The sequence below is a fragment of the Deltaproteobacteria bacterium genome (genome assembly GCA_016234845.1).
Classification (GTDB): domain Bacteria; phylum Desulfobacterota; class Deferrimicrobia; order Deferrimicrobiales; family Deferrimicrobiaceae; genus JACRNP01.
Map to the genome: position 1 here is coordinate 1 of JACRNP010000123.1, position 11,327 is coordinate 11,327.

Annotated in this window: 13 protein-coding genes and 1 pseudogene; 2 read left to right on the forward strand and 12 right to left on the reverse strand. The window is 66.2% G+C overall.

The features are described 5' to 3' along the window. A partial coding sequence (locus tag HZB86_08870; GenBank protein MBI5905644.1) for an NAD-dependent malic enzyme occupies window positions 1–477 on the forward strand: 477 nt, incomplete at its 5' end. 49 nt (window positions 478–526) lie between these two features. After that, on the forward strand, window positions 527–775 hold the full coding sequence (locus HZB86_08875) for a hypothetical protein (protein MBI5905645.1): 249 nt from the start codon (window positions 527–529) through the stop codon (window positions 773–775). A gap of 14 nt (window positions 776–789) precedes the next feature. Here the strand turns inward: HZB86_08875 and HZB86_08880 are convergent, their stop codons facing one another. The 12 genes and pseudogenes from HZB86_08880 to HZB86_08935 all read right to left on the reverse strand — a co-directional run. Further along, window positions 790–1,671 (reverse strand): electron transfer flavoprotein subunit beta/FixA family protein, encoded by an 882-nt coding sequence (locus tag HZB86_08880; protein MBI5905646.1) that lies wholly within the window; start codon window positions 1,669–1,671, stop codon window positions 790–792. Window positions 1,672–1,684: 13 nt separating this feature from the next. Continuing rightward, window positions 1,685–3,634 carry a (Fe-S)-binding protein gene (locus HZB86_08885; protein ID MBI5905647.1) on the reverse strand — a complete coding sequence of 650 codons (1,950 nt, stop codon included), beginning with the start codon at window positions 3,632–3,634 and terminating at the stop codon, window positions 1,685–1,687. A 22-nt stretch (window positions 3,635–3,656) separates the two neighbouring features. Further along, entirely contained in the window at window positions 3,657–4,796 is a 1,140-nt protein-coding gene (locus HZB86_08890; GenBank protein MBI5905648.1) for an acyl-CoA dehydrogenase family protein, read from the reverse strand. After that, a complete protein-coding gene (locus tag HZB86_08895) occupies window positions 4,793–5,635 on the reverse strand; it encodes a MaoC family dehydratase N-terminal domain-containing protein (GenBank protein ID MBI5905649.1) in 843 nt (280 codons plus the stop codon). The genes HZB86_08890 and HZB86_08895 overlap by 4 nt, the downstream gene beginning before the upstream one ends. Before the next feature lie 13 nt (window positions 5,636–5,648). After that, a complete protein-coding gene (locus HZB86_08900; GenBank protein ID MBI5905650.1) occupies window positions 5,649–6,479 on the reverse strand; it encodes an SDR family oxidoreductase in 831 nt (276 codons plus the stop codon). Window positions 6,480–6,509: 30 nt separating this feature from the next. Next, on the reverse strand, window positions 6,510–7,691 hold the full coding sequence (locus tag HZB86_08905; protein MBI5905651.1) for a lipid-transfer protein: 1,182 nt from the start codon (window positions 7,689–7,691) through the stop codon (window positions 6,510–6,512). Window positions 7,692–7,708: 17 nt separating this feature from the next. Continuing rightward, window positions 7,709–8,416, reverse strand: coding sequence for a hypothetical protein (locus tag HZB86_08910; GenBank protein MBI5905652.1), 708 nt, complete (start codon window positions 8,414–8,416; stop codon window positions 7,709–7,711). 66 nt (window positions 8,417–8,482) lie between these two features. After that, window positions 8,483–8,596: pseudogene (locus HZB86_08915) on the reverse strand (SDR family oxidoreductase). A gap of 69 nt (window positions 8,597–8,665) precedes the next feature. Next, the gene (locus HZB86_08920; protein MBI5905653.1) at window positions 8,666–9,394 is read right to left on the reverse strand and encodes a hypothetical protein; all 729 of its coding nucleotides are present in this window, start codon (window positions 9,392–9,394) and stop codon (window positions 8,666–8,668) included. 50 nt (window positions 9,395–9,444) lie between these two features. Beyond that, entirely contained in the window at window positions 9,445–10,200 is a 756-nt protein-coding gene (locus tag HZB86_08925; GenBank protein ID MBI5905654.1) for an SDR family oxidoreductase, read from the reverse strand. 34 nt (window positions 10,201–10,234) lie between these two features. Beyond that, window positions 10,235–11,023 carry an EthD domain-containing protein gene (locus HZB86_08930; protein MBI5905655.1) on the reverse strand — a complete coding sequence of 263 codons (789 nt, stop codon included), beginning with the start codon at window positions 11,021–11,023 and terminating at the stop codon, window positions 10,235–10,237. Between the two features lie 45 nt (window positions 11,024–11,068). Continuing rightward, window positions 11,069–11,327 (reverse strand): hypothetical protein (locus HZB86_08935; GenBank protein MBI5905656.1); only part of this gene is annotated, 259 nt, incomplete at its 5' end.

An 11,327-nucleotide genomic window follows, 5' to 3' on the forward strand; every position in this document is an offset into this window, starting at 1 on the left:
AAGGGGAAGCTCTCCGACGTGATCTCGGGTGCGGACCTGTTCCTGGGGCTGGCCGGCCCGGGGCTGGTCACGGTGGAGGACCTGAAGAAGATGTCGAAGGACCCGATCGTGTTCGCGATGGCGAACCCGGACCCGGAGATCATGCCGGAGGAGGCGACCCCGTACGTGCGGATCATGGCGACCGGGCGCTCGGACTATCCGAACCAGATCAACAACGTGCTGTGCTTCCCCGGGATCTTCCGCGGGGCGCTGGACTCCCAGGCCACCTGCATCAACGAGGAGATGAAGCTGGCGGCGGCGTACGCGATCGCCTCCTGCGTGGGGAAGGAGGAGCTGTCGGAGGACTACATCATCCCGTCCGTGTTCGACCGGAAGGTCGGTCCCGCGGTCGCCAAGGAGGTCTCCCGGGCGGCGCACCGGAGCCGGGTGGCCAAGCGGGCGCCGAAGTCGTACGCGGAAATCAGCCTGGTTTCCTGAGCCAGGCCGGGTTTCCCGGAAAATGGAACGAGCGGAAAGAAAGGCTTCCGTGCGGTCGTGTTCCGCGGAGAGCGCGGCCGCAAGGAGAGTCCACCGGCACCGGTACCCGGACCTGTCCGGGATGACCGTGGGGACGTGGAGGATCCTCTACGAGGAGAAGGGGGAGGAGAACCCGCACTGCCTGTGCCGGTGCGTCCGGTGCGGCGTGAAGAAGGTGATCGCCGCCCGCAAGTTCCTCGATGGGTACGCCTTGCGGTGCCCTGAGTGCAGGTTCCGGGAGAAACTCGAAGAGGCGTAGCGGGCGGCGGGAAGTCAATCCTCCCTCGAGATCAGCCCCCTCTCCGCCAGGAACCGGATGATCCCGTCGGCGAGGCTTCCGGCGTCGCCGGTGAGCCGTCCGCCGGCCTTCTTCCCGGCCCCTCCCGAAAGGACCCATTGCATCCGGCCCGCGGCGGAAACCTCGTCGCCGGGAGCCAGGATCTTCTTCGGCCGAATCCTCGGGGGGGCCCATCGGACGATATCGACGACCGGCAATACCTCTCCCCGCGGGGGCTGGTTCAACAGGCCGCTCCCGTCGATTCGCCGGATGTCGTGCCTCTCGGCCGTCCTGCGGCCGGGCAGGGTCGGGTACCGCGGCCGGTTCAGGGGCCGATCCACGGTGAACACCGCGGGCAGGGTGCACTCCACGATCTCCCTCTCCCCCCGGTCCAGCGTTCTCCGGAGGATCGCCCTCCCTTCCCCGGGGTGCAATTCGACGGAGACGACGGACGTCACCACCGGAAGGCCCAGCCATTCGGCCAGGATCGGCCCGGTTTGTCCCATCTCATCGTCCATGGCCACCTTGCCGCAAAGGACCAGGTCGTACTTCCGCTCGCGGAGGAATCCCGCCAGTGCCGCGGATACCGCCCAGGGGCCCCGGTCCGGGGGGGAGTCCCCGACGATGTGTACGGCCTCGTCGACTCCCATCGCGAGGCACCACCGCAGAACCGCCTCCGCGCGCGGAGGACCGAGCGTCAGCGCGGTGACCCTCCCCCCGAACTTCTCCCGGGTTCGGAGCGCCTCCTCGACGGCCACCTCGTCGTACGGATTCACGGCGTACACGACTTCCTCGGAGAGGAGCCGTTTTTTCACCGGGTCTACCCCGCTTCGGACGGCGAACAAGGCGACCTGCTTGACGCATACGACGATCTTCATGCGTGCCGTCGCGTCATAAGGCGCGCGCCAGGATCTCGGCCAGATCGAGGCATTCCGGGACCGCGCTCCCCGCTTCCCCCCCGCGGATCCCGTCCTCGAGCATGTACAGGCAATGGGGACACGCGGTGGCGACGATGTCCGGCAGAAGGGAAAGCAGCTCCGAAGCCCGCCGCTCGTTGATCCGCGCGCCATCCGAAGGGAGCCACAGGTGGCCGCCACCCGCCCCGCAGCAGAAACCGTCCTTCCGGCTCCGCCCCGCCTCGGCGAGCCGAATGCCGGCGATTCCCGAAAGAACCCGCCTCGGCGGCTCGTGGATCCCGTGGTATCTCCCCAGGTAGCAGGGATCGTGGTAGGCGACCGTTTTTTCCATCGAGCGGGATGCGCGGATCGCGCCGCGATCCAACAGGTCGAGGAGGAACGTGGTGTGATCGATCACTTCGAACCCGGCGCCGAAGTTCGCGTATTCGTTCCCGAGCGCGTTATGGCAGTGCGGGCACGATGTCACGATCCTCGAGACCCCGCACTCCTTCAGGGTGGCCACGTTTTTCCGGGCAAGGGAATGGAAGAGGTATTCGTTTCCCGTCCTCCGGGCGAAATCCCCGCAGCAATGCTCCCGGGAACCCAGGACAACGAACCGGATCCCCGCGGTCGCAAGGATTCGGGTCATGGACCGCGCGACGCTCCGATACCGTTCGTCGAACGCTCCGGCGCACCCGACCCAGTACGCCAGGTCGACCTTCCCTTCCTTCCCGGCCGCCTCAAGCTCCATCCCCACCGCCCACTCCAACCGGCGGGAGAGACCGAACCCCCAAGGGTCGGAATGCAGCTCCAGATTCCGGAACATCGGTTCCAGCTCCGCGGGAAACGCGCTTTTTCCGAGCACGAGGTGGCGTCGCAGGTCGACGATCGTCTCGACGTGCTCGATCAGCATGGGGCAGGCCGCCTGGCAATGCCCGCATGCGGTGCACGCCCAGATGTCCTCCGGCGGTACGCCGGTTCCATCCCTTCCCCTCGACCGTTCCCCGAGGGTGCGGATCACCTTCTGAGGGCTTAACGATTTCCCCGTCGCGTGTGCCGGGCATGCCGCTTCGCATCGCCCGCACCGCGAGCAGGCGTCCAGGTCGAGAAGCTGCTTCCACGAGAAATCCCCGATCGCGCCCGCTCCGAGCGTCTCCAGGCCGTCGAAATCGGGGATCGGCTGCAGGGCCCCCGCCGGGCGGAACGAACGGAGGTATATGTTGGCAGGCCCGGCGATGGCGTGCAGCATCTTGCCGTACGGGACCGCCGCGACGAATCCGAACGCCAGGAGGAGGTGCGTCCACCAGATGCCGCGGTGCCATCGGAGAAGGTCCGGGACGGAGGACCCGGAGAAAAGCCGCGCGACGGCGTTGGCCACGTAGGAGCAAGGCGCCGCCCCGGGTTTCGTCGCGGCGATCCGCAGCGACTCGACGAGGAAGCCGGTGAGGGCGATCCCCAGGATCAGGAGAAGCGGTCCCAGGTCGTCGGCGTCCCGTGTCGGGGGGTCGGGCCGGGGGGCAAGGCGCCGGGCGAGCGCCGCGACGACTCCCACGATCAGGACCGCCCCGAACGTCTCGGCGAACAGCTTGAACGCGATGTAGAACCGCCCGTCCAGGATCCGGACGCCGAAATCGAACTCCACGGCGACGATGCAGGTGACGAGGAACAGGGCCAGGAACGCGGAAAAGATGGCGAGGTGGATCGGGCCTCCCGGACTCTTCTCCAGCACTTTCCGCTGGCCGAGGCCGTTCCGGAGGAACTCCAGCGCCCGCTTTCCCGGGCGGTCCAGCCGGTATTCCCTTTCGGGCCGTCCCCGCCGGTATGCCCGGATGCGGGAGAGGATCCTCCACCAGAAGAGGAGGAGGACGCCCACGAGGAGGAGGTACATGACCCCGGCGGTCGACGGCGGCAGGTTCCACAGGATTTCCCTGCCGAAGGTTTTCAAGGGAAGCCTTGCCCCGCACCCCTCATGTCAGTTCCATGTTTCTGGCGATGATGTGCTTCATGATCTCGGTGGTGCCGGCGAAGATGGCGATGACCCGCACGTCGCGGTAGAAACGGCAGATCGGATACTCCTCCATGTAGCCGTACCCCCCGTGAAGCTGCAGGCAGTGATACGCCACCCGGTTGGCCATTTCCGGTATCCACGCCTTCGCCATGGATACCTGCGTGACCGCGGAATCCCCCTGCATGTGCCTCCCGATGAGCCGGTCGAGGAAAGCCCGGCCCAGTTCGACCTCTGTCGCCATCTCCACGATCTTGAAGGCGTTGTGCTGCATGCTGCACACCGGCTTCCCGAACGCCTTGCGATCGCGGGTGTACCGGATCGTCATCTCCAGCATGGATTCGGCCATCGCCTGGGCCATGACGGAACAGACGAGGCGCTCCTGCTGGAGATGGTCCATCAGATGGGCGAATCCCCGGTTCTCCTCGCCCAGGAGGTTCGACTCCGGCACCCGGCAATCCTCGAAGATCAACTCGGCCGTGTCCTGGGAGTGCAGCCCCATCTTCTCGAGCTTCCTCCCCCTCTGGAATCCCGGGGAGTCCCGCTCGACGCAGATCAGGCTGATTCCCCGGGAGCCCTTGGCGTGTTTCTCCGTCCGGCACGCGACGATCACGAGGTCGGCGTTGATCCCGTTCGAGATGAATGTCTTTACCCCGTTGATGACGTAATCGGCTCCGTCCCGCTCCGCGCGGGTCTTGATCCCGGCCAGGTCCGATCCCGCGTCGGGCTCCGTCATTCCCACGGCCAGGACGATCTCCCCCGTGGCGCACTTGGGCAGCCACCGCTTCTTCTGCTCCTCCGTTCCGAGATGGTGGATATACGGCGCGACGATGTCGCTGTGGAGGGGCGCCATGAAGCCGATCCCTCCGGCACGGGAAAGCTCCTCGGTGATGATGACGGAGTACAGGAAGTCGGCTCCGCTTCCCCCGTACTCCTCGGGCAGCCACGGGCAGAGGAATCCGGCCGCCCCCATCTTCCGCCAGGCGTCCCGCGGAACGATCCCGTTCCGCTCCCAATCCCCCACATGGGGCGCCACTTCCTGGCCGATGAATCTCCTGAAGGCGTCCCGAAAGATGGCGTGCTCCTCCCGATACATCCTCATTCCTCCCGGACGTGAGCGTAGGCGTTGGTGAGAACCTCCCCGCCCTTGCCGGAAACCCGAAGATGCCAGGCCCCGTCCCCCATGTTCCACCCCTGGGTGGTGATGGTTTCGCCGGGATAGACGGGTGCGCTGAACCGGACGCCGAACTCCTGGAGGCGTTCGACCTGGTTCCCGCAGGCGCCCCGCAACAAGGCGCGTCCCACGTAACCGAACGTGCACAGCCCGTGAAGGATCGGCCGCGGGAATCCCGCGAAGGACGCGGACATCGGATCGACGTGGAGCGGATTCCGGTCTCCCGAAAGCCGATAGAGGAGCGCCTGGGATTCGGATGTCTTCTCGGAGATCTCGAAGTCGGGAGAACGTCGTTTCGGAATCTCCCGGACGGTGGCCTTCGGTCCGGGGTCCCCTCCGTACCCTCCGAATCCCCTGCAGAACAGGGAAGCCCTCGTGCGGAAAAGGCGTTTCCCGGACGGGTCGGTCGTCTCCGTCTCGACGACGAGGAGCGCCGCCTTCCCCTTGTCGTAGACGGCGGGCACCCGCGCGGTCGTGAGCATCGTCCCCCGGGGCGGTATGGCCTTATCCAGGGTGATGGCCTGCTCCCCGTGCAGGACGCTCCGGAACGGGACGTTGAACCGGGGCAGCAGGTTGACCATCGGGGCGAACATCGGGACGACGGCGTACGTCGGGCAGACCTTCAGCCCCCCGTTCGCCCCTTCGTAGACGAATTCCAGGTCTTCCGGCCGCGCCCCGATCCCCAGGTGGTACAGGATGACGTCGCGATCGTCGTATTCGTGCACCGTCGCGCCGTTGGATTTCCCGACCCGGTCCAGGCGGATCACGCGCCTCCCCCCGCTACCATTTCAGCCCGCCGCCGCATACGATCGTCTGGCCGCTGATGTAGTTGGATTCCGGGGAGCAGAAGAGGTAGACCGCGTCCGCCGCCTCCTCGGGGGTGCCGGCCCGCCCCAGGGGGATCAGCTGATCCTCCATCGCCTGGATGAACCCGGGCTGGATCCCCACATGGATCTCCTTCTCCTCCACCCGGATCGTGGCCTCCCCGCCCGTCAGCGGCTGGGTCAGCCGGGTCCGGATCAGGCCGAAGGCCACGCAGTTGACGTTGACCTTGTACCGTCCCCATTCCTTGCATAATGTCTGGGTCAGGCCGGTCAGGCCCGATTTGGCGGCGGCGTAGTTGGCCTGCCCCGCGTTCCCGCCCAGGCCGGCGACCGAGGAGATGTTCACCACCTTGCGGAACCGTTCCCTGCCTTCCTTCGCCTCTTTCTTCGCGGAGTCGCGGATGAAGGGGGTCGCCGCCCGCAGGATCCGGAACGGGGCCGTCAGGTGGACGGCCAGCATCGCCTCCCACTGTTCGTCCGTCATCTTCTGCACGACGCTGTCCCACGTGTAACCCGCGTTGTTGACGATGATGTCGAGCCCTCCGAAGGCTTCGATGGCCGCCCGGACGAACCGTTCCGCGAACCCCCCGGCGGTGACGTTCCCCGCGCAGGGAATCGCCTCGCCCCCGCCTGCCCGGATCGCCATCACCGTCTCGTCCGCGGGCCCCTCGTCGAGGTCGTTGACCACGACGCGTGCCCCCTCGCGGGCCAGCTTCAGCGCGATCGCCCGGCCGATGCCCCGGCCCGCGCCGGAAACGATCGCGACGTTCCCTTCCAGTTTTCCCATGACGGATGCCTCCTGCCGGTTGGGGCGCGCTCAGTCCGCGCCGTACAGCGTGACGACGCAGGCGCCCCCGAGCCCCAGGTTGTGCTGGAGGGCGTGGCGGGCGCCTTCGACCTGCCGGGAACCGGCCTGCCCCCGGAGCTGCCAGACCAGCTCGGCGCATTGGGCGACGCCCGTGGCGCCCAAGGGGTGTCCCTTCGAGAGCAACCCGCCGGACGGGTTGGTGACCACCTTGCCTCCGTACGTGTTGTCGCCGTCGTGGATGAACTTCTCCGCCGTGCCCTCGGGGGTGAGTCCCAGCGCCTCGTAGGAGATCAGCTCGTTCACTGTGAAGCAGTCGTGCAGTTCCGCGACGTCCACGTCTTCCGGGCCGATCCCGGCGGTTTCGTACACCTTTCTCGCGGCGTCTCGGGTCATCCCGTAGCCGATGACGTGCATCGGGCTCTCCGCGAAGGAGTCCTCGCGGTCCGTCGTCATCGCCTGCGCGGCGACGGCGACCCGCGTGTCCAGCCCGTGCCGCCGGGCGAACGCGGGGGAGCAGAGCACCGCGGCGGCCGCCCCGCACGTGGGCGGGCAGCACTGGAGCCGGGTCAGCGGCTCGGCGACCATCGGCGAGGCGAGGACTTCCTCCACCGTGACCGGTTGCCGGAAGATGGCGAACGGGTTGTTCGCCGCGTGCTTCCGCGCCTTGCAGGAGATCTTCGCGAACGACTCCGGGCGTATCCCGTATTTTTCCCGGTATTCCCGCGCGGCCGCGCAAAACAGCTGCGGAGCCATCGGGATGGAGTCGTCCCATCCCCCGAGGCGACGCAGGGTGTCGATGAACCGGGATAGCGGCGTGGGGCGATCCGTCCACCTCTCCACCAGCGCCCCCGGCGTCATCTGCTCGAACCCCATGGCCAGCGCGCATTCCGCCGATCCGCTCTCCACCGCCTGGCGAGCCAGAAACAGCGCCGTGGATCCGGTGGCGCAGTTGTTGTTCACGTTCACCACCGGGATCCCGGTCAGGCCCATCGCGTACACCGCGGCCTGACCGCACGTCGAATCGCCGTAGACGTACCCGACGTACGCCTGTTCCACCCGGGAGTAGTCGATCCCCGCGTCCTTCAAGGCCGCCCGGCCGGCGCTGGACCCCATCAAATCGTAGGAATCGCTTTTCCCGGGTTTTGCGAACGGCACCATCCCGACGCCGACGACGAGAACCTTCCCTCCCATCCCCATCTCTCCTCCCGCTACGGCTTCTTCATCCCGACCATGTCGAAGAACTTTTCCGGGATGTCCTTTGGATTCTTGTAGAAGAAGTGGACGCACGGATCGCCGGGGTTCCGGGGGAACGGATTCTCGTGGTCGTGGCACCACAACGGCTCGCCGGTCGCCTGCATCGGCAGGACCATGTGCCCCCAGACGCAGTGGCCGCAGTACAGCGGCATCCCGTCCTTCGAGAAGGTGTGGAATCCGGCTTTCGTGTACTTTCTTTCCCCGAGGATGCCGTCGTAGATCCGGCGGTTCACCATCTGCCCGCCGCTGCCGCACGGATCCTGCGTCATGATGAATTTCTCGTCGTCCTCCGCGACGGTCCACGCACCGCAATGCTGCCGCCAGACGTCCACGATGAATTCCATCCAGGCCTTCATCCCGCCCTGTTCCAGCAGGGTCCGCTTGCAGGCGTAAAGCGGCTCGATGAACGACTTCACCGCCTCCTTCAGGATCCCCGGGATCTGTTCTTCGCCGAACCGCTCGTGAATGATGGAGAGGAGCCTCGGCACGAACGCCACGTACATGTCGTGGATGTATTCCTTGGTCTCCTCGTTCCTCCGGACCCAGTGCCGGGCGCCTTCGATGTCGCCCCGATCCAGCGCCTCCAGGGCGAGCCGGTTGAAGTTCTTCCCCATCTCCTCGAGCTGCGCGTCCGTGAACGTCCTGTTTCCGTGCTCTCTCACCGTCGGGCACCTCCATGGTTCGCGATGCGGATCGTCGCCGTTTCCCGCCGCCGGGTCCGGATTCTCCTACGGGAGGGTGTACCCTCCGTCCGCGGCGAAGGTCTGCCCGGTGATGAAGGATGCCTCTCCGGAGCACAGCCAGACGGCGGTCGAGGCGACATCCTCCGGGGTGCCGAACCGCCCCCGGTCACCAGCGCCACCTTGCCTTTCATGCGACTGTCCCCTTCCGCGGCGTCGGCGGCCGGCACGTCATTCCGGCTTCTTCCTGCCGATGCGGTCGTAATACTTCGCCGGGATCTTCTTCGGGTCCTTGTAGATGTGGTACACGCAGGGATCTCCCGGCTTCTTCGGGAACGGGGAGACGTGGATCCAGAATTGCGCGCCGGCCCCGGCGACGTCCACCGGGTAGGCTTCGTGGACGATGGGACAGTGCGCGCAATAGATCGGGACGTTCTCCTCGCCCCAGGTGTGCGGTCCGGCCTTCTTCAGTTTGCGGTAGCCGAAGGGGCCGTCGTAGGCCCCCATGTTGACCAGCCGGCCGCCGCTGCCGCACGGGTTCATCGTCAGGATGAATTTCTCGTCGTCCTCTTCCATGGTCATCCCCGGCGGCATGTGCATCGTGTGCTGACGCCAGACGTCCATGATGTATTCGATCCACCCCCGCATCCCCTTCTCTTCGAGGATCTTCGCTCTCGCGTCGAGGAACGGGCGCGACCAGCCGGAAGGCCCCAGGCAGGAGGTTTCCTTCAGCACGGATACCGCGGAATCCTCCCCCCACCGGTCGTGGATCGACGACAGCAGGGCGGTGATCCAGTGAAGATACAGGTCGTGGATGACGTCCTTCGTCTCCTTCTGCTTCCTGCACCAGAACCTGGCCTTCTCGACGTCCCCCCTCTCGAGCGCCTCCAGGGCGAGGTCCATGCAGTCCTTCGAGAATTCCGCCAACTCCGCTTTCGTGAAGATCCTCTTTCCGGGCATCCTTTCCTCCTCCTGTGTGCTCTTTGCCCCTGCCGGACGCCTGGCGGTCCCTATTCGGGCACGGCCATGGGCCCGATGGTCATGCCGCCGTCGAACACGATGTTCTCGCCGTAACAGTACGTTCCCTCCACCAGCAGCCAGTACGCCAGTCCCGCCAGCTCCTCGACGGTCCCGATGCGCCGGGCCGGGATCTTCGTGTCCGAAAGGTATTCGGCGGCCGCGCCGAAATATTCGTCGAACATGTCCGTCCTGAAGAAACCGGGGCAGATCCCGTTGACCCGGATCTTCAGCGGCGCGCATTCGATCGCGTGCCCCTTCACCATTCCCACGACGGCGTGCTTGGAGGCGGCGTAGTCGGCCGCTCCCGGGAATGCGACGGTCCCGGAAATGGAGGAGTTGTACACGATGGAGCCGCCGCCGTTCTTCGCCATGTTCCGGACGGCCCGCCGGGTGCAGTACCATTGCCCGATGACGTTCACCCGCAGGAGGGTTTCCCAACCCTGCCAGGTCTGGTCGGCCAGCGGTTTCTGGCCGAGGAATATCCCCACGTTGTTGAACAGGTAATCCAGCTTGCCGAAACGCGTCTCGAACGCGTCGAACGCGGCGTCGATGGACTCGGGACGCCCGATGTCCATGGCCAGCGCGAGCGCGTCCTTCCCAAGCGACCGGACCTGCGAGACCACCTCTTCGGCCGCCGTCCGGTTCTTTTCGAACGTGATCGCGACGTTGTGGCCTTCCCTGGCGAATTTCATCGCCACGGCGCGCCCCATCCCCCGGCTTCCACCCGTGATGAATATGTTTCCCATCCTTGCCCCCCTTCCCGCCGACCCGTCCCGCCCGCTACCGCTCCACCAGGACGTGCTCCTTGGAAAACCAGGTGCTGGACCGCGACAGGTCGACGAACTTGTACTCGTCCGCAAGAAGCATATCGAACCCCTCCGCCCCCTCGCACTCGGGATTCCGCATGACGTCGGCGAGGTGCAGACGGTCGAACCAGACCTCCGTCAGTCCGTCGTACGGCGCCAGGGTGCCCCGGCGGGTCCTCAGGGCGTCGTTCATCGGATCGTCGAAAGAGTGGCTCTGGATGTAGCGGAGGAACCCCATGGCCGCGCCGTAGCGACGCGTGATCGCTCCGTGGCGCGACTGCCACCATTCGTGGCACTTGTCCCGTCCGAGGGCCGGGAGGGCGTGGAGGACGTATATCAGCTTGACGACGGGACTCCCGCTCCGGGCGAGGATTCCGTCCTCCGGCATGGGGTTGATCTGCGGAACTTCCCTGGCGAGGAAGATGGACGATCCGGAATGATCGACGAACTTCCGCTCGCATTCCACCAATTCATCGATGGCCGCCACGCCCGCGGGAGAGGCCAGGGCGGAGGCCATCCGATCCCGGGTCCCCCACCAGCAGGCGGCGGTTCCGTCGAAAGGCTCGTGCATCTCCGGCCTCGCGACGCGGAGCGCCTCCCCTACGGGATCGTCGAGGAACGTGTACGACTGGACGTACCGGTGAAGATCCAGGGTGCTTTGGTGCTTCGCCACGAGCGGACCGTAGACGTTGCGGAAATAGTCGCGGAACTCCTCCCGGGACATCCCGGGGGTCCTCTTCAGGACATAGTTCACGCGGATCACTTCACACCTCCCCCCGGCCGCCGCGCCGGTTCCGGACCCTGCCTGCTATTTTACGGCAACCCGGCACGCGGCTTCCTCCGGGGACTTCTCGGCCGACAGCTCGTCCAGACAGGAGAAGATGTCCCTGGGCTTCACCACGTCGATCAGGATCGGCAGGACAAGAATCGAGGTCACCATGTTCATGACGAACATGAACGCCAGCAGGATCCCCATGGTCGCCTGGAACCGGAGGTCGGAGAACACCCAGAGGATCACCCCCACCGTGAACGTGGTCCCGGTCACGATGACCGCGCTGCCGCAGGAA